Consider the following 18,762-nt stretch of genomic DNA (forward strand, 5'->3'; position numbering starts at 1 on the left):
AGAAAAAGATGAAAGCAAATAAACTAATCCTATTTATATTTTTCGCTGCGTTTTTTACAAGCTGCGAAAATGAATTAGACATAGAACCGAAACAGAGAGAAGACGCGACCAAAACATTAAGTACCGAAACCGGAGTAACAAATGTTCTAACCGGAACTTATGCGCTTGCAGCAAATGGAAACGCTTACGGCGGCAGGGTTTTATTGTATGCCGATTTACTTGGTGTAACCGGAGTATTAAGTACAACAGATTTAAGATGGCGCGGTACTTTTGGTGAATTAAGACAAATGTATAATAAAAATATGCTGTCTGATAACGTAATTATCGAAGGTACTTATGCAAGATTATATGAAATTATAAACGCATCAAACACGGTTATCGAAAATATCGACAAAGTAAAAGATCCGGACAGGCAAGCGGTTATGATTGGCGAAGCTAATTTTTTAAGATCATTGGCTTATTTTGACTTGGTTCGTTTTTTTGCAAAACCATACGAAAATGGCCAGACTAATAATCAGCTGGGAGTTGTAATAAGACCCAATGCGATTTACGATTTTAGTGTAGATCTTTCAAAAGAAAGAAGTACAGTTGAAGAAGTATATCAGGTTATAGTTGACGGTTTAAATCTTGCTTATACAAATTTACCGGAAGACAATGGTTTTTATGCTGATAAATATGCGGCACAAGCTTTATTAGCAAGAGTGTATTTACAGCAAGGAAAATATGATTTAGCCAGAGATGCAGCAAATGATGTTATTGAAAACAGCGGACATGGATTGTCACAAAGTTATGCTGCAGCTTTTAATCACGATACAGATCAAACAGAAGATATTTTCTCTATTCAAATTACCAAACAAACTGGTGTAAATGATGCTGTAACTTTTTATGCCTCTGAAAGTAATGGAGGCCGCGGTGGTGATTTTTCTATAAGAGATGCATATTTAGCAAAATTCAGTGATCCAGATGACAGAGCCGTTTTTAACTACGAAAACGATGCAAATGGAAGAATTTTAACTTCTAAATTTACAGATCAGTTTGCCAATGTTGGAATTATTCGTCTGGCAGAAATGTATTTAATCAGAGCAGAAGGAAATTTGGAAGAAGGAACAGCTATCGGAAACACTCCGCTTGATGATATCAATATCATCAGAGAAAGAGCTCATGCTGATGATTTGACAACAGTAACAATTGATGATATTTTATTAGAAAGAGAGTTAGAACTTGGAATGGAAGGATTTTTAATTCACGATATTAAAAGAACTAAACGTTCCATTTTAACTGAAACTCCAACTGGAGACCCGTTATTATTAACTTACGATGCTGATAAATTAGTATTCCCAATTCCATTGAAAGAAACGGATGCTAACAAAAAAATCACTCAAAATCCAGGGTATAGAATATAATTGAAACTTTTCTAAAACTAAAAAACCATCTGCCGTTGCAGATGGTTTTTTTATTTATCTATAAATCTAAAAATTCTTTACGATTTAAATTCATTTAAAGATTTCTCAATAATTTCAAGACATTCTTTAATTTGATCTTCAGTCATTACTAATGGCGGAGCAAATCTAATTTTGTTTCCGTGTGTAGGTTTTGCCAATAATCCGTTGTCTCTAAATTTCAGGCAGATTTCCCAAGCTAAATCAGAATCTTCGCCACTGTTAATTACAATGGCATTCAAAAGTCCTTTACCGCGAACAAGCGTAATTAAGTTATTTCTCTCGGCGATTTCGTTTAAACCTTTTCTTAAAATAACACCTAAACGTTCTGCATTTTCAGCCAGTTTTTCTTCCTTTACAACTTCAAGAGCCGCAATGGCAACCGCTGCCGCAACAGGATTTCCACCAAAAGTAGATCCGTGCTGACCCGGTTTAATAACATTCATAATTTCGTTGTTACACAAAACTGCCGAAACAGGATAAACACCGCCAGAAATTGCTTTTCCTAAAATCAAAATATCAGGCTGCACATTTTCGTGGTGAACCGCTAATAATTTTCCAGTACGTGCAATTCCGGTTTGAACTTCATCTGCAATAAATAAAACATTATGTTTTTCGCACAATGCTTTTGCTTTCACCAAATATCCTTCTGACGGAACATAAACTCCAGCTTCGCCCTGAATTGGTTCAACTAAAAATCCCGCTATATTTTTTGATGATTCTAAAGCTTTTTCAAGCGCTTCAAGATTATCATATTCAATTTTTATGAACCCATCTGTAAATGGCCCAAAGTTTTTACGAGCCGTTTCATCATTTGAAAATGAAATAATTGTAGTGGTTCTTCCGTGAAAATTGTTTTCACAAACAATTACCTGCGCCTGATTTTCAGGAATTCCTTTTACTTCATATGCCCATTTTCTGCAAACTTTCAAAGCAGTTTCAACCGCTTCGGCACCAGTATTCATTGGCAGTACTTTATCAAAGCCAAAATATTTCGTTACGTATTCTTCGAAATTTCCTAATTTATCATTGTAAAAAGCACGAGAAGTCAGCGTTAGTGTCTGCGCCTGATCTACCATTGCTTTTACAATTTTAGGATGACAGTGTCCTTGATTTACTGCAGAATAAGCCGATAAAAAATCGTAGTATTTTTTCCCGTCAACATCCCATACATAAACTCCTTCTCCTCTTTCTAAAACCACAGGAAGCGGATGATAATTATGAGCTCCGTATTTATTCTCTTTTTCAATCAAAATTTCTGATTTTGACGAAAGTGCGTTTTCTGTATGTGTCATGATATTTAACTTTAAAAAAGCAAAAGTAATAAATTTTCTAAATCCACAAGCTTAAAAAGTATATTTTGACTTCATATTAACGATTACAAAGTCAAAATAGGTGTTTTTAAAACAATATAGAATCAAATTTAATTTTTAGAAATTTTGACTTTATAATCTTTTATTAAAAAAAATGGCTACTTTTATGGTTATATAGTGTAGTCCCTACGGGACTAATTGCTGGGGACGATATATTTAATGCTACCGATATTTTATCTCTACGAGATACCTTTGAAATGATGGATAAATGTTTAAAAAAGGGTAATATCATCAATAATTCATAATGAATTATGGAAAATAAAATCAATAGCAGCGCAACTCCGTTAGGAGTTAGATATCGGTAGGAAAAAGAATAAGACAACGGTAAAATTTCCCGTAGGAACTATACAGTAAAACACGAATTTATTTCAGGCAAAATATTTAAAAAATAAAACGTTTAATAACTTAACTCCGGTAGGAGTTACAGATCGGTAGAAAAAAAATAATTTAATCACGTTAAAATGTCCCATCGGGACATCTGAAAAAACATATTTATTTTCAAAAACAAAATTTGAAAAAACAAAATTAACATTACAAAATGGATAATTTAGACGAATTTGATATCAATATAATTAAAGAATTAGAAAAAGACGGAAGAATGGCTTTTTCTGCCATTGCTGCCAATTTGAAAATATCAAATACAATGGTACACCAGCGCATTAACCGATTAATGGAACAAGGAATAATTGGCGGTATAAAACCTATTATTCAGGAGAAAAAAATTGGGTTTGACTGGGCATCTTTTACCGGAATTACTTTAAACAAAGATTCTGATTCTGACAGAATTATCGAAGAATTAAAAAATATTCCCGAAATTACTGAATGTTATTATGTAACGGGTTCATTTACGCTTTACATCAAAATTGTGGCAAAGAATCATGAACACATGCGAAGAATTCTTTACGAGAAAATCGACAATATTCCCGGAATCGCCAAAACCGATTCTATTATTGAATTGGGCTGTGCTTTTAAAAGAAATATCATTTTATAATTAATTTATCTGGTGAAATATGCGTTTACGAATACTAATCTTTTTTGCATTATTCTTTTGTAAATCAATACTTGTTTCGCAAACGACGGTTTCAAATCCTGTAAAAAGTGATTTTGCAGAAGCATTATCTGTTTTAGCTTCTGATTATATGGAAGGCCGAAAAGCCAATCAAAAAGGCGGTTATATAGCCGCCACTTATATAGCATCTGCGATGTACTCTTATAAACTGAAACCCTATAATAAAAACGGAAAATCCTTTTTTCAGGAATTTAAAATTCAGGAACATTCCGTAAAAAAAGCCACTTTAGAAATCAAAAAAGGAAATGCAGAAATCATTTCTCTATCTTCTGAAAAAGATTTTGAAGTTACTCCAATTTCGCAATCCATTCAGAAAAAAGAAGCCGAAGTAGTTTTTGCCGGCTATGGTTTAAATATATCAAAAGAAAACTACGACGATTACAAAAACCTTAATGTAAAAAACAAAATCGTTGTTGTTTTTAGCGGATTTCCAAACGATAACGACAGCACTTCTCCAGCATATAAAAAATTCAAAAACATATTTCCCGAAGAAAATGATTTAGAGGAAACCAAACTAAAAACTGCCATTAGCAACGGTGCGATTGCATTGATTATTATTGATACGAAAGAGAATTTTAAACCTGAAACCGCTAAAGAAAACGAAGTTTTTCATTCTTTAGAAAACTCAAAATCAGAAGCAATTCCCGTTTTTAGAATTAGTAAAGTAACTGCAGAAAGTCTTTTTTCAGGAACTTCTATTTCAACAAAAAAAGAGTTCACTTCTACTCTATTAAAAAATGTAAAAATCAATTTTTCGATAGAATTACAATCTGAAACATTTCCAGTTCAAAATGTTTTAGGGTTTATTCCCGGAAAAGACACAACAAAAACAATTATCGTTGGCGCGCATTACGATCATTTAGGAATTAAAAATGATTCTATTTATAATGGTGCAGATGATAATGCTTCTGGAGCATCTGGAATGCTGGCTTTGGCAAAAAATTGGTCAGAATCTAAAATACAGCCTAAATATAATATTCTCTTCGCATCCTGGACTGCCGAAGAAATGGGACTTCTAGGAAGTGAATATTTTGCTCAGAATTTAAAAAATCAAAAAATCCTTCTCTGCATCAATATGGATATGATTTCGAGAAGTGAGCCCGAAGATAAAACGCATAGAATTCTCAGCATCGGAACTGAAAAAGAAACCGAATATTTAAAGAAAATTGCCAGCGAAAGCAACGCTAAACTTCAAAATCCGTTTACTTTAGATTTATGGGAAACTAACGGACATTCCGGAAGCGATTATGCTTCATTTACCGCAAAAGGAATTCCGATTATGACATTTTTCAGCGGCTTTCACGATGACTATCATACGCCGCGAGACATAGCTTCAAAAGTAGATTTAGATAAAATACAGGATGTTTTATTTATTGTCAACAATTCTCTTTTAAAATTCATTGAAAATCAGCCAAACTAAACCAAGATAAACCATGAAAAATAAGCTTCTTATCAAATCGTTTACAATTCTGTCTTTGCTATTAACAAGCTGTTTTGTTCAGGCGCAAAATCCAAAGGGAAAATTATTCATTATTGGCGGCGGCGATCGTTCTGATGATTTAATGAAACAGGTTTTGGATGTAGCAGAATTGGGCAAAAAAGATTATATCGTGGTTTTACCAATGTCTAGCGAAGAACCGGACAGTTCGTTTATATTTTTTAAAACACAAATGGTAAAACTGACACAGAACCCAATCATAATGCTGAATTTCAACAAAGAAACAGCACAAAACAAAACCCTGACAGATTCAGTACAAAATGCTAAACTGATTTTTATAAGCGGCGGCGATCAAACCCGTTTTATGAAAGTTGTTCATAATACTCCAATAAAAACCGCAATTTTAAAAGCGTATGAAAACGGAAGCACAATTTCTGGAACAAGCGCCGGAGCAGCCGTAATGTCTGAAAAAATGATAACGGGAAACCAAAAATTACAAAAAGAATATACAGGAACTTTTTCTGTTATTAAATACGATAATCTCGAAACGTCTGAAGGTTTGGGCTTATTAAAAACGGTTGTTATCGATCAGCATTTTTTAAAGAGAAACCGTTACAATCGTTTGCTTTCTGCATTGATTGAATTTCCTGATTTAACCGGAATTGGAATTGACGAAGCAACCGCTATTATTGTTAGAAATAACAAAGTAGAAGTTGCAGGAGAAAGTGAAGTGATTGTTTTCAAAAATCCAAAAGGTATTGTAAAAGCTAAAAAAGACAATCTCATTTCGATTGAAAAATTAGAAATGAGCATTTATACGGCCGGGCAAAAATTTAATATCAAATAAACATGTTTCAGTATTCTAAAATCTTAAAAATAACTTTTTTTATCTGTTTCAGTTTTCAACTTTCGGCACAAAAAATCAGCACAAAAGAAATTAGCCGATTAGAAAAACTGGCTGAAAAAGTTACTATAATCCGTGATAATTGGGGAATTCCGCACGTTTACGGAAAAACCGATGCCGATGCTGTTTTTGGTTTATTATATGCGCAATGCGAAGACGATTTTAAAAGAATCGAAATAAATTATATAGAAAAATTAGGCCGACTTGCTGAAATTAAAGGCGAATCGGTTTTATATAATGATTTAGAAATTAAACTTTTAATTGATGTTGATGAAACAAAAGCAGATTATAAAAAAGCACCTGACTGGCTTAAAAAACTTTTGAACAGTTATGCCGATGCCATCAATTTTTATCTCTACAAACATCCCGAAGTAAAACCTGCACTTTTAACACATTTTGAACCGTGGTTTCCATTGCTTTGGACTGACGGAAGTATTGGCGCCATTAGTACCGCAGATCTTTCAACTGGAGAATTAAAAGCTTTTTACTCTGGAAATACTGATAAAGTGGCGTATGTAGAAAGGGAAAAATATGTGCAGACAGGCTCAAATGGTTTTGCCTTTGCTCCATCAAAAACTGAAAGTGGGAATTCGATTTTATACATTAATCCGCATACAACATTTTATTTCAGGCCCGAAGTACAAATTTCAAGCGAAGAAGGTTTAAATGTTTATGGCGCCGTAACCTGGGGTCAGTTTTTTATTTATCAGGGTTTTAATGAAAATTGCGGCTGGATGCATACTTCTTCAAATGTTGATGTTGCCGATATGTACGCCGAAAAAATCACCAATAAAAACGGAAAATTTTTCTACGAATTTGATTCTAAACTTTTACCAATTATTGAGAAAGAAATTACAATAAAATATCTTCAAAACGGAAAATTAATTCCGAAGAAATTTAAAACTTACGCTACTAATAATGGTCCAATTATGGCGAAACGAGACGGAAAATGGATTAGTTTAAAATCAAATAATCGTTCCATGACAAGTTTGATTCAGAGCTGGATTCGAACAAAATCGACCAATTTTGACGATTACAAAAAAGCAATGGATTTAAAAGCGAATACTTCTAACAATACGGTTTATGCTGACAGCAAGGGAAATATTGCGTATTGGCACGGTAATTTTATTCCAATTCGGGACAAAACTTTGAATTGGTCAAAAGTTATTGACGGCTCAATTTCTTCAACACAATGGAAAGGATTGCATGATGTCAATGAAACCGTTCATTTGTACAATCCAGTAAATGGCTGGCTTCAAAATTGTAACTCTACCCCATTTTCTGTGGCAGGAAATAATAGTCCGAAAAAAGAAAATTATATTCCTTATATGGCGCCGGACGGTGAAAATTTTAGAGGTGTAAATGCTGTTAGAATTTTCAGTAACAACGAAAAATATACTTTAGACAAAGTTATTGCGAATGGTTATGACACGAAACTATCTATTTTTGAAATATTAATTCCGAGCTTAATTGATGCATTCGAAAAAAATATAAAACCGGAATCTGTTGAATATTCGGAATTAGCAGAACCTATTTCGATTCTGAAAAACTGGGATTATTATGCCAAAGAAAATTCTGCTGCTACAACTTTAGCCGTTGAATGGGCATATAAATTAGACCCAATTATTCAGAAAGCTTATATTGATGAAGGAGAATTAGATCAGGTTGAAAACACTAAAAACTTTGCAAAAAATGCTGTTGCAGCACAAATGATTCCGCAGCTGCAAACAGTTATAAAAGAACTTAACTCAAAATGGGGAACTTGGAAAACCGCCTGGGGCGAAGTCAATCGTTTTCAGCGTTCAAGCGGCGAAATTGATTTAAAATATGATGATACTAAACCAAGTTTACCAATTGGTTATGGTCCCGGTTCGTGGGGAAGTTTACCTTCTTTTAAAGCTAATTATCAAAATAATTCTAAAAAACGATACGGCTACAATGGAAACAGTTTTGTGTGCGCTGTAGAATTTGGGCCAAAAATAAAAGCAAAATCATTACTTGCCGGAGGAAACAGCGGCGATGCCAATTCAAAGCATTTTACAGATCAGGCAGAAATGTATAGAAACGGGCAATTTAAAGATGTTTTGTTTTATAAAGAAGACGTTCTTAAAAATGCCGAACGAACCTATCATCCCGGAAAATAATTTTGGCCGACAAAATATGTTAAATAAACCTCGTGAAATAGCTTCCGAGGTTTTTTTGTAACATAATATTTCTGATATTTGTTAAAAATTGTAAAAAAATGAAAAATTTAGCCACACTAATTTTTGCTGCAATATTGTTTTCAACTACTATGAATGCACAATTAAAACCCGTAAAATATTCTGAAGGAAGCCAGGCATTGAATGGCTTATTTATAAAATCTGCTAAAAAAAGCGCTAATAATCCCGGAATCCTGCTTTTACCAGCTTGGTTAGGAATTGATAATGCTTCAAAAGGAATTGCCGAAGAATTGTCAAAACTAGGCTACAATGTTTTTATCGCTGATATTTATGGAGAAGGAAATTATCCAACAAATACTTCTGAAGCAGGAAAACAAGCCGGATTTTACAAAAGTAATCCCGAAGCTTATCAAAAACGAATTAATGCAGCTTTGCAGGAATTAGTAAAATCCGGAGCAAATGCTGATAATATTGCAGCTATTGGATATTGTTTTGGAGGAACCGGAGTTCTTGAAGCGGTTCGTGGACATCTTAACGTAAAAGGAATTGCTTCATTTCATGGCGGTTTAGGTAAAGATGCAGCCAGAAAAACCGAACCAACTTCAGTTAAAGTTTTAATTTGTCACGGAGCTGATGATCCTTTTGTTCCAAAAGAAGAAATTGCCTCTTTTCAACAGGAAATGCGTGATGCAAAAGCCGACTGGCAAATGATTTATTATGCAAATTCTGTACACTCTTTTACAAATCCTGAAGCCGGAAATGACAATTCAAAAGGCGCTGCTTACAATCCCGTTGCAGCGAAAAGATCATTTGAACATTTACAGTTTTTTTTAAACGAAGTTCTTAAAAAATAACACCTTTTATGGCACACGGATGATACTGATTAAACGAGTTTGCACTGATTATAATAAAATTAATTCGTGCAAATTCGTGTAATTCGTGGCAAAAAACCAGTGCAGATCCGTTTAACCCGTATAATCAGCGGGCAAACCAATAACCAAAATCAAATCAACCAAAAATAACCAATGTCACATAACAAAATTAGAGAAGACAAAACCTGTTTAAACTGCAGGTATGTTGTTGAACAAAAATTTTGTCCAAACTGCGGACAGGAAAATTCAGATTCCAGAAAAACTTTTCACCATTTGTTTATTCACTTCTTTGAAGATTTAACGCATTATGAAAATGCTTTTTGGAAAACAATACGCAACCTTCTTTTTAAACCGGCAACACTGACAAAAGAATATCTTTCAGGAAAAAGATTGTCTTATCTGGCGCCCGTTCGTCTTTATATTTTTATCAGTTTTATTACTTTTCTTTTAATTGCCATATTTCCAAGTAAAGTAGGCGATCAGATCAGTAAAGGTGAAAAAGAAATTTCTACAAAACTCATTAATCAGGATAAAGATGGTGTTAAAAGTAAGTACAAAACCCATTTTGAATTAAAAACGATGAAAGAAATCGATTCGATTCAAAAGTATGGTAAGGAAGATGAAAAACTCTCAGAGCTTGAATACTGGTTATATGAAAAATCAGTTCATGTTACAGAGAATAATACCAAAAGAGAAATTGTAACAAAATTCATTGAATCCTTTTTCCATAATATTCCCAAAATCCTGTTTATAATCATGCCGTTTTTTGCTTTCTTTCTATGGATTTTCCATAACAAAAAGAAATGGTATTATTTTGATCACGGGATTTTTACACTGCATTATTTCTCGTTTTTACTGCTCATTTTCCTCATTATGTTTATTGTAGAAAGAGTCGTTGGATTATTTGGAGAGGACAGCCCGATTAGTTTTATTGCCAGTATAGTTAATGTTGCAGGCACAATTTGGATGTGTTATTATTTTTATCCTGCACACCATCGTTTTTATGGAGAAAGCAGAATTGTATCGTTTGTTAAAAGCGTCATATTATTCTTTATTAACTTCTTTTTTATTCTATTTTTACTAACATTTTATGTTTTATACACATTTATCAATTTACACTAATATTAAATGAAAAAAATTGTAATTCTATTATTAATTGCCTCAGCATTTTCATGTAAAAATGCACAGTCAGTTATATCCAAAGATAATTCGGACCCAACGAAATACGTGAAACTTATCTCTGAAAAAGATCTAAAAAAAATGCTATATGTTGTTGCTTCAGATGAAATGCAGGGTCGTGAAACTGGATCTGCAGGACAGAAAAAAGCTGGTCTTTATATGATTGAGCAATACAAAAAAAACGGCGTATCGTTCCCAAAAGGTGCATCAGATTATTACCAGCATATTCCTGCATCATATTTAAATGCAAAACGCAATCAAAATTTACCTGATTCTGAAAATATCTGGGCTTACATCGAAGGTTCTGAAAAACCAGATGAAGTTTTGGTAATTTCTGCTCACTACGATCACGTTGGAATTAAAGACGGCGAAGTTTATAACGGAGCCGATGATGATGGTTCCGGAACTGTTGCTGTTATCGAAATGGCAAAAGCTTTCGCGAAAGCAAAAAAGCAAGGCCACGGACCAAAACGTTCTATCTTGTTTTTACACGTAACTGGTGAAGAACATGGTTTACACGGGTCTCGTTTTTATTCTGAGAATCCTTTATTTCCAATTGCTAATACTATTTCAGATATCAACATTGATATGATCGGACGTCGCGATGTTGAACATGCTAATACGAACAATTATGTGTATGTTATTGGTGCTGACAGATTATCATCTGACTTACACAATGCGGTTGTTGCTCAAAATGAAAAATACATCAAAATGGACTTAGATTTTAAATTTAATGATCCAGCAGATCCAAATCATTTTTACGAGCGTTCTGACCACTACAACTTCGCAAAACACGGTATTCCGGCAATTTTCTTCTTCAACGGAGTTCACGAAGATTACCACGGTAAAGGCGACGAACCTCAAAAAATCGAATACGATGCTTTAACTAAAAGAACAAAACTGGCTTTTGTACTGGCTTGGGATTTAGCAAATAGAGAGAATAGACCAGTGGTTGATAAACCGATTAAGTAATAAGTTACAAAGGAGCAAAGTTACAAAGTGACAGAGGTTTTTTGAATCTTCAATCATAAAAAAAGGATAAGCTAAGCTTATCCTTTTTTTATGTATATTTTATAATTTAGTTAAAGTTCCAAAATAAAACCTTTGTCACTTTGTCACTTTGAGCCTTTGCACCTCTTCCTAGTCATTCATAGAAATCAAAAACTCCTCATTATTCTTCGTTTTCTTGAAACGGTCATTTACAAAATCCATAGATTCTACAGGGTTCATATCTGAAAGATACTTACGCATGATCCACATTCTTTGTAATGTTTTCTCGTCCAATAATAAATCGTCACGACGTGTACTTGATGATGTAAGATCGATTGCAGGGAAAATACGTTTGTTCGCAATTTTACGATCTAATTGAAGTTCCATGTTACCCGTTCCTTTAAACTCTTCGAAGATAACCTCATCCATTTTAGAACCTGTTTCTGTCAATGCCGTTGCGATGATACTTAACGAACCTCCGTTTTCTACATTTCTAGCCGCTCCAAAGAAACGTTTTGGTTTTTGTAATGCATTGGCATCAACACCTCCACTTAACACTTTTCCAGATGCTGGCTGCACTGTATTATAAGCTCTTGCTAAACGTGTAATTGAATCTAAAAGAATAACAACATCATGTCCACATTCTACCAAACGTTTTGCTTTTTCAAGAACGATATTGGCAATTTTCACGTGTTCCTGCGGTTCTCTGTCAAAAGTTGACGCGATAACTTCACCGCGAACACTTCTCTGCATATCTGTAACCTCCTCTGGACGCTCATCGATCAAAAGAACGATCAAATAAACTTCTGGGTGATTCGCAGCAATTGCGTTAGCAATGTCTTTTAAAAGCATTGTTTTACCCGTTTTTGGCTGCGCAACGATCATTCCACGCTGTCCTTTTCCAATAGGAGAAAACAAATCAATAATACGGGTTGATATAGAACTGCCTTTTTCGGCTAATTTGAATTTTTCAGAAGGAAAAACCGGGGTCAGGTGTTCAAAAGAAACTCTGTCACGAACAACCTGCGGATCATGTCCGTTGATTTTTAATACCCGAACAAGAGGGAAAAACTTCTCGCCTTCTTTTGGAGGACGAACCACACCTTTTACAGTATCTCCGGTTTTTAAACCAAATAATCTGATTTGTGAAGTTGATAAATAAATATCATCCGGTGAAGCTAAATAATTATAATCAGAAGAACGTAAAAATCCGTAACCATCAGGCATCATTTCAAGAACACCTTCACTTTCGATAATTCCGTCGAATTCAAAATCTGAATCTCTGAAATTATTATTCTTTTTATTTTTATTATTTTGGTTCTGGTTTTGATTCCCATTATTTCCGTTCCCATTTTGGTTTGGGTTTTGGTTGGGATTCTGGTTTTTATTCTGATTAGGATTAATCCTTTTAACCGGTGCAGTATTTTCAGTCTTTTCAGCAATTGGTGCTGTTATGTCGTTTTCTGCAGCTTCTTCAACAGTAATTACTTCCTTAGAAGCTTCTTTTTCCTTTTGCAGAGCGACCTTTTTTTCATAAGCTGACTTATTGAATTTTACAATTTTAGGTCCTTTTTTCTCTGGTGTCCTGCTTTCGGCAGCTTCTTCAGCTTGTACTGTCTGCTTATCTTCTACAGCAGGAATTTCAATCTCCTTTGGAGCCTCCTCTACAGTATCAAATTCAAGAACAGGAGCATTTTTATTAACAGTTTTCTTAACCGGAGCGATTCGCGCTCTTTTTGGCTTGTCATTATTTACTTCCTTTTCTGCAATAGTTTCTGCAGGCGGTGCTGATGTCGCCTCCTGATGCGCTAATATCTGAGTAATCAGATTATCTTTTTTAACGCCATTAATCTTTATAGTTTTAGCTAGCTTAGCTATTTCTTGAAGCTCAGAAAGCTTCATTTCTTTTAATGCAGAAATATCAAACATGAATGTTCTATGAGTTTAATTATTTTAAAGGAAATACTGTAAAAAGAATAGGTAGATATTTTTTTTCAATTGCCCGCAGTATGAAGTGCTTACGGTATTATGATGCAATAATACGAATAAAATTTAATCATACAATAGTATTTTAAAAAAAGAAAATATATTTTTGTAAAACAATTTTAGATCATGATACAAAGAATTCAAACCGTATATCTAATTCTTACCTTTGTTGTTACAGGGGTTTTAATGTTTTTTATGCCGCTTTGGACATTAAATACTGGAAAAGCTTTTTATTTTATGCAAGACCAGTTTTATACTATTTTACTAGGTTTAAGCACAATGCTTACCATTATTAGTATTATATCATACAAAAAGAGACAAAATCAGTTTGTGATGAACCGACTGAACATAATATTAAATTTAATTTTATTAGGATTATTTGTATACCGCTCTCTAAATTTATCTGGAGATACAACGACAGTTGTATCTGAGAAAGGTATTGGGATGTTTCTTCCTATTGTTGCTATCGTGTTATTAGTTCTTGCTAATAAGGCCATCAAGAAGGACGAAGATCTTGTAAAATCTGTAGATCGTTTGAGATAAACCTATAAACTTAATTTTTTTGTGCGAAGAGAACCCGAATTTATATTCGGGTTTTTTTGTGCCTAATTTTCGCAGTAAAATGAGAAATCTGAAATCATTTTCAAAAATCAATTTTGTAAGATAATTTATTCATAAATTTGCCTTTTGTTCTAAACTATTTATGGCAGATAAAATAAAGATACACCTTGCTGATGATCATCAGGTACTTATTGATGGACTTACCAATTTACTACAGACGGTTCCAAATTTTGAAATTGCCGGCAGTTCATTGAACGGTATCACTATATATGATGACGTAATAAAGGATCATGCTGATATTTTAGTTTTAGATATCAGTATGCCGCAAAAAGATGGCATTGAAGTTTTGAAAGAATTTAGTCAAAAAGGATTTCCCTGCAAAGTAATTATTTTATCAAGCTATGATGATCTAAAAATCATTAAAGAGGTAATGAAATTGGGAGCCAAAGGTTATTTAACCAAAAAATGTGCAGGCGAAAATATCATTGAAGCTATCGATGCCGTATATCAGGACCAGGAATATTATTCTGATGCTGTGCGGGAAAAAATCTTTAGCATGTTTTCTCAAAACAATCCAAAATTAAGTAAGAATATTTATACTGAAAACCCAATTTTAAGCCCGCGGGAAATGGAAATCATAACACTAATCTGCTTAGAATACAGTGGAAAAGAAATAAGCGAACAGCTTTTTATCAGCATAAATACAGTTGAAACACATCGCAAAAATATTATGAAAAAATTGAATATAAAAAATACAATTGGGCTTGTAAAGTATGCTTTAAAAAACAACCTAATAAACCCGTAAATTAAAAATCAAGAGAATAATATACCGAAATATGTTTTTTATTAGAATTTTAATATCGCTTATTGTACTTATCTCCAATGGAGACAAAGTTTTCGGTCAGCAAAATACTATAGTAAAAGAATCTAATATTTCTATCGTAAAACCAGCAAAAAAAGAGATTTTAGAACAATCAAAAAGAGAGCAGTTACGAAACAAAAAAGTCGTAAGCCTATTTGTTGTTCTAATCGTTATTTTATTTTTTCTTTTCTATCTCGTTTATCAAAACAATAAACTAAAGCAAAAAATTAAGCGAAAAGACACCAAACAAAAAATCCTTTTAGATGTTATAAATGCAGGGATTGACAGTCAGGAAACCGAACAAAAAAAGATTGCAGCTTTTTTACATGACAATATCAATTCGCTTCTCTCTTCTGCAGGATTACATTTGAATGTTTTTACGACTAAAAACAATATCCAATCAGAAGAAATTCAAAAGACAAAAGCTATTTTATCAGAAGTCCACGATTTGCTGCGTGATATTTCACATGATCTTGTGCCTACTCTTTTAGTTCGTTTTGGGTTGATTTATGCTTTAGAAGATTTATGCGAAAGAAACTCTAATTCGAGCATCCACTTTGAGTTTACAAGTTCTGTTGCAGCAGATACACGATATTCTGAAAAATTTGAAACCAAACTGTATTTCATTGTCTCTGAATTATTCAACAATATTATAAAACACAGCGAAGCGCAAAAAGCCCAAATTTCAATACATGAAAATAACAATCAGTTAATCATTATTATTCATGATAACGGAATAGGTTTTGATGCCGAAAAACTAAATGAAATTGAAGGTTTTGGTTTAAACAGAATTCGAGTGCGAATAAAAAAATTAAAAGGAAGTTTTTCTATTATTTCAAGAGCAGATGAAAATACAGGAACATCGATTAAAATAAAAGTCCCAATTTTATAAAACCTTATTTTTTACCAATCTCAATAATTTCTAAATCCTTTATTTTATCATCATCAATAACAAAACGAAGCATCGTTCGCATTTGATGAAAGCCGCTTTTTCCTGCCGCACCGGGATTCATGTGCAATAAATTATTCTTTTTATCAAACATTACTTTTAAAATATGCGAATGTCCGCAGATAAATAATTTCGGCGGATTCGAAGCCATTTCTTCTCTAATACTGGGATTGTATTTCCCCGGATAACCGCCAATATGCGTAATCCAGACGGAAACATTTTCACATAAAAATCTGTTATGAAGCGGAAATTCCAATCTTGCCTGTGCATCATCAATATTTCCGTAAACACAGCGAAGTGGTTTTAGCTTTTTTATAGTATCTGTAACATGTAAATCACCGATATCTCCAGCATGCCACACTTCATCTGCTTGTGCAGCATATTTTAAAATAACATCATCAATGTGAGAGTGAGTATCGGAAAGCAGAAGGATTTTTTTCATTCTTTTTTTAAGGGGACAAAGGTTCAAAGAAACAAAGATACAAAGGTTTTCCTGTAGAGGCGCACTGCAGTGCGTCTTTCGTCATGTTTTCATTTCTTTATAAATAAAAAAAATCCGATCTGCAAAAACAAAACAGATCGGATTTTTATTTACGTTTGGTTTAGACCTGACAGGTTTTAAAAACCTGTCAGGTCTGCAGCATTATTATTATTTCTTCGGATTTTGATTTTTAACTTCTTTCAAATCCTTAGAGTCTTTGGTATCCATCATTTCCATTAGTTTCAACCCTAATAAACCACTGATAGAACCATCAGAACCGCCGTTTCCGGAAATTAAAACATCTGGGATTACTTTAATGTTTCCTTTACCAATTTCCTCGGTTACTTTATATCTCGTAAAGTTATCGCCGCCCATTGCGCTAACCTGAAGCTGGTATGCTTCGGCAGTCGATTTACCAATTGCCATAATCTTTTCAGCCTCTGCAAGACCGGTTTTCGAAATTCTTTCAGCTTCGGCACTCGCATTCAGTTTAGTTGCTTCTGCCTGTGCTCCTGCTCTTGCTTTTGTTGCTTCGGCTTCTGCATTAGCACGCATTTTTGTAGCTTCTGCTTCTGCATTTACATTCAGTTTCAAACTCGTTGCGTCCCCTTCTGCTTTCTTAACAGTAGCATCTGCAGTACGCTGAGCGATTTCAACACTTTGCGAAGCACGTACAATTTCTTTCTGCATATCAGCAATTGCCGTTTCTTTTTCCATTCCCTGACGTTGTTCTTGCGCCATTCTTTGGGTTTGATACGTTTTTTGCTCTTCTTCTGCCAGTTTTCTGTCAGTTAAAGTTTTCATTAATGAATCTGGCGGAACGATATCTCCAATCAAAGTATCTACTGCGTTTACGTTATATTCATCAAGTACTAATTTAATATGATTTTTGGCCGATTCCTGACGTTCTTTTCTGGTAGTCAGGAACGAAATCACATCGCTGTCCTGAGCCGAGTTTCTAAAATAGTTACCAATCGTAGGTTCTAAAACCTGAGAAACCAAGTTATTCATGCTTCCAAAACGTGCAATCACTTTTGGAGCTTCTGCTGCCGGTACGTGAATAATCTGCGCAACGTCAAGATTGAATGGAAAACCGTCTTTTGAACGAACCGTAATTGTAGAAAGATTTTTATCTAAATCATGGGATTCGCTGCGTGCGTTTGCCCAGTTTAAAACTAAATTCGTTGTTGGAACTGCCTCTAATTTTGTTGTGTATTTATTCAATGCATATTTTCCAGGTCCAAATGGTTCCATCCAAACACCACGCTGTCCTTTTGAAACAATGTTACCATGTTTAAAAGTATCTCCGGTTACGTCTTGTCCGTCTTCTCCAATATAAGAAATCACAACTCCAACATAACCAATTGGCACATCTGTCATTGGGTTTTGTTCAATTAAAATTCCCCAGGTATTGATGTAATAAGAACCAGCTAACATAACCTGAGGCTGTAAACCACGATTTCCACCTTGTTCCAAAAACTTATCAAAGTCCTGAAAGTTATTATGGTCGTTAACAAATTTACCTGCAATTTGTCCCTGCGGAATTGGTTCACCGTCCAAAGCGGTTACAATACCAATCATGTTTTCAAAAATTTTAATTTGATCTGTAATTACAATCTCAAATAAAAATGTATTAATACGGTAAGATCCCGTTGTGATAAAAGCAGTCTGACGTCCTTTTTGGCCTCCGTTGTCCAAAAAGGCAGTTGCATCCTGAAAATTATCACTTTCTACTTTTCTGGCCAAGATTCTTCCGGTTGGAATTTCTTTTCCATCTTTACTTAAAACCAGTCCAATTTTTCCTTCCGGAATTAAGGTAAAACTAGTCATGTCAATTGAATACTGCCAAATCCACATTCCCCAATATAAACCCGGAGCCAGTGTTTTTGCCTGATAACCTGCTTCACCTTTTGTAGCGATAATTCGGCCGTCTGGTAATGATTTGTCCGTGCCAAACAAAACAAATTTTTTGGTAACTAAACCAATTTTATCTTCAGGAACCATTACCATTCCGAAGAAAACACGCAAAATAAATTTGTAAAAAACAATGGCAAATAATATTAAAAGTATCCACCAATAAGAAGTAATTTCATTCATAGTTTTTGATATTTAATAGTACAAACATAGGAGAAATATGAACTGTTAAAATGAAAAATTTTAAAAATTAACATTTAGAATTTTCTTGCTAAAATTGTTAAAAAATGATTTTAATTATATCGTTGGAATTGTCAATTTCTGACACGATTTTTAGCTAGGCAAACTATGATTTGCATTTTGGGAGTTAACAGTTTCTAGAGAGGTTCAAAGGTACAGAGAGGCAAAGGTGCAAAGGTTTTTCTTTTTAGATTTTATTGAAATGGAGGTTTATCGGTTTTAAAATATTATACCTATATATAGCTGCAATTTTTCCAATCTTACGTTAAACACACTGCTGTGCGTCTCTACACATAAATTGAGGATAAAAAAACCTTTGAACCTCTGAACCTTTGTTTCTTTG

At 33.9% G+C, this 18,762-nt stretch carries 15 protein-coding genes; 11 read left to right on the top strand and 4 right to left on the bottom strand.

Going from position 1 to position 18,762, the window contains the following annotated elements:
- Window positions 1-8 precede the first annotated feature (8 nt).
- A complete protein-coding gene (locus tag AABD74_RS20160) occupies window positions 9-1,403 on the top strand; it encodes a RagB/SusD family nutrient uptake outer membrane protein (RefSeq protein WP_406844086.1) in 1,395 nt (464 codons plus the stop codon).
- A 77-nt stretch (window positions 1,404-1,480) separates the two neighbouring features.
- Here the strand turns inward: AABD74_RS20160 and rocD are convergent, their stop codons facing one another.
- Window positions 1,481-2,734, bottom strand: coding sequence for an ornithine--oxo-acid transaminase (gene rocD, locus AABD74_RS20165; protein ID WP_406844087.1), 1,254 nt, complete (start codon window positions 2,732-2,734; stop codon window positions 1,481-1,483).
- A 616-nt stretch (window positions 2,735-3,350) separates the two neighbouring features.
- Here rocD and AABD74_RS20170 point away from each other — a divergent pair.
- From AABD74_RS20170 to AABD74_RS20200, 7 genes are all read left to right on the top strand, one after another.
- Entirely contained in the window at window positions 3,351-3,803 is a 453-nt protein-coding gene (locus AABD74_RS20170; protein ID WP_291146431.1) for an Lrp/AsnC family transcriptional regulator, read from the top strand.
- Between the two features lie 19 nt (window positions 3,804-3,822).
- Window positions 3,823-5,301, top strand: coding sequence for a M20/M25/M40 family metallo-hydrolase (locus AABD74_RS20175; protein ID WP_406844088.1), 1,479 nt, complete (start codon window positions 3,823-3,825; stop codon window positions 5,299-5,301).
- A 13-nt stretch (window positions 5,302-5,314) separates the two neighbouring features.
- Window positions 5,315-6,166, top strand: a complete 852-nt coding sequence (locus tag AABD74_RS20180; protein WP_406844089.1) for a cyanophycinase — start codon at window positions 5,315-5,317, stop codon at window positions 6,164-6,166.
- Between the two features lie 2 nt (window positions 6,167-6,168).
- A complete protein-coding gene (locus tag AABD74_RS20185; protein WP_406844090.1) occupies window positions 6,169-8,367 on the top strand; it encodes a penicillin acylase family protein in 2,199 nt (732 codons plus the stop codon).
- Between the two features lie 98 nt (window positions 8,368-8,465).
- Window positions 8,466-9,239 (top strand): dienelactone hydrolase family protein, encoded by a 774-nt coding sequence (locus AABD74_RS20190; protein WP_406844091.1) that lies wholly within the window; start codon window positions 8,466-8,468, stop codon window positions 9,237-9,239.
- A 171-nt stretch (window positions 9,240-9,410) separates the two neighbouring features.
- Entirely contained in the window at window positions 9,411-10,379 is a 969-nt protein-coding gene (locus AABD74_RS20195) for a DUF3667 domain-containing protein (RefSeq protein ID WP_232682716.1), read from the top strand.
- Window positions 10,380-10,385: 6 nt separating this feature from the next.
- A complete protein-coding gene (locus tag AABD74_RS20200; RefSeq protein WP_406844092.1) occupies window positions 10,386-11,408 on the top strand; it encodes a M28 family peptidase in 1,023 nt (340 codons plus the stop codon).
- A gap of 168 nt (window positions 11,409-11,576) precedes the next feature.
- On the opposite strand, the gene rho is transcribed toward AABD74_RS20200, so the two are convergent.
- Window positions 11,577-13,355 (bottom strand): transcription termination factor Rho, encoded by a 1,779-nt coding sequence (rho, locus tag AABD74_RS20205; protein WP_406844093.1) that lies wholly within the window; start codon window positions 13,353-13,355, stop codon window positions 11,577-11,579.
- A gap of 183 nt (window positions 13,356-13,538) precedes the next feature.
- Here rho and AABD74_RS20210 point away from each other — a divergent pair, with 183 nt between their 5' ends.
- From AABD74_RS20210 to AABD74_RS20220, 3 genes are all read left to right on the top strand, one after another.
- The gene (locus AABD74_RS20210) at window positions 13,539-13,955 is read left to right on the top strand and encodes a DUF4293 domain-containing protein (protein WP_056202617.1); all 417 of its coding nucleotides are present in this window, start codon (window positions 13,539-13,541) and stop codon (window positions 13,953-13,955) included.
- A gap of 160 nt (window positions 13,956-14,115) precedes the next feature.
- A complete protein-coding gene (locus tag AABD74_RS20215; RefSeq protein WP_406844094.1) occupies window positions 14,116-14,778 on the top strand; it encodes a response regulator in 663 nt (220 codons plus the stop codon).
- A gap of 31 nt (window positions 14,779-14,809) precedes the next feature.
- A complete protein-coding gene (locus AABD74_RS20220; RefSeq protein WP_406844095.1) occupies window positions 14,810-15,727 on the top strand; it encodes a sensor histidine kinase in 918 nt (305 codons plus the stop codon).
- Between the two features lie 4 nt (window positions 15,728-15,731).
- On the opposite strand, the gene AABD74_RS20225 is transcribed toward AABD74_RS20220, so the two are convergent.
- Together AABD74_RS20225 and AABD74_RS20230 are read right to left on the bottom strand one after the other, a co-directional pair.
- The gene (locus AABD74_RS20225; protein ID WP_232679485.1) at window positions 15,732-16,226 is read right to left on the bottom strand and encodes a metallophosphoesterase; all 495 of its coding nucleotides are present in this window, start codon (window positions 16,224-16,226) and stop codon (window positions 15,732-15,734) included.
- Window positions 16,227-16,433: 207 nt separating this feature from the next.
- Complete coding sequence (locus tag AABD74_RS20230; RefSeq protein WP_232679483.1) at window positions 16,434-18,362, bottom strand: SPFH domain-containing protein; 1,929 nt, start codon at window positions 18,360-18,362, stop codon at window positions 16,434-16,436.
- Window positions 18,363-18,762: the final 400 nt, after the last annotated feature.

The organism is Flavobacterium soyae (assembly GCF_045348165.1).
GTDB lineage: Bacteria > Bacteroidota > Bacteroidia > Flavobacteriales > Flavobacteriaceae > Flavobacterium > Flavobacterium soyae.

Excerpts from the sequence above, each read along its gene's own strand:
- AABD74_RS20160 (WP_406844086.1), top strand. The coding sequence starts at position 9 with ATGAAAGCAAATAAACTAATCCTATTTATATTTTTCGCTGCGTTTTTT.
- rocD (WP_406844087.1), bottom strand. The coding sequence starts at position 2,734 with ATGACACATACAGAAAACGCACTTTCGTCAAAATCAGAAATTTTGATT.
- AABD74_RS20170 (WP_291146431.1), top strand. The coding sequence starts at position 3,351 with ATGGATAATTTAGACGAATTTGATATCAATATAATTAAAGAATTAGAA.
- AABD74_RS20175 (WP_406844088.1), top strand. The coding sequence starts at position 3,823 with ATGCGTTTACGAATACTAATCTTTTTTGCATTATTCTTTTGTAAATCA.
- AABD74_RS20180 (WP_406844089.1), top strand. The coding sequence starts at position 5,315 with ATGAAAAATAAGCTTCTTATCAAATCGTTTACAATTCTGTCTTTGCTA.
- AABD74_RS20185 (WP_406844090.1), top strand. The coding sequence starts at position 6,169 with ATGTTTCAGTATTCTAAAATCTTAAAAATAACTTTTTTTATCTGTTTC.
- AABD74_RS20190 (WP_406844091.1), top strand. The coding sequence starts at position 8,466 with ATGAAAAATTTAGCCACACTAATTTTTGCTGCAATATTGTTTTCAACT.
- AABD74_RS20195 (WP_232682716.1), top strand. The coding sequence starts at position 9,411 with ATGTCACATAACAAAATTAGAGAAGACAAAACCTGTTTAAACTGCAGG.
- AABD74_RS20200 (WP_406844092.1), top strand. The coding sequence starts at position 10,386 with ATGAAAAAAATTGTAATTCTATTATTAATTGCCTCAGCATTTTCATGT.
- rho (WP_406844093.1), bottom strand. The coding sequence starts at position 13,355 with ATGTTTGATATTTCTGCATTAAAAGAAATGAAGCTTTCTGAGCTTCAA.
- AABD74_RS20210 (WP_056202617.1), top strand. The coding sequence starts at position 13,539 with ATGATACAAAGAATTCAAACCGTATATCTAATTCTTACCTTTGTTGTT.
- AABD74_RS20215 (WP_406844094.1), top strand. The coding sequence starts at position 14,116 with ATGGCAGATAAAATAAAGATACACCTTGCTGATGATCATCAGGTACTT.
- AABD74_RS20220 (WP_406844095.1), top strand. The coding sequence starts at position 14,810 with ATGTTTTTTATTAGAATTTTAATATCGCTTATTGTACTTATCTCCAAT.
- AABD74_RS20225 (WP_232679485.1), bottom strand. The coding sequence starts at position 16,226 with ATGAAAAAAATCCTTCTGCTTTCCGATACTCACTCTCACATTGATGAT.
- AABD74_RS20230 (WP_232679483.1), bottom strand. The coding sequence starts at position 18,362 with ATGAATGAAATTACTTCTTATTGGTGGATACTTTTAATATTATTTGCC.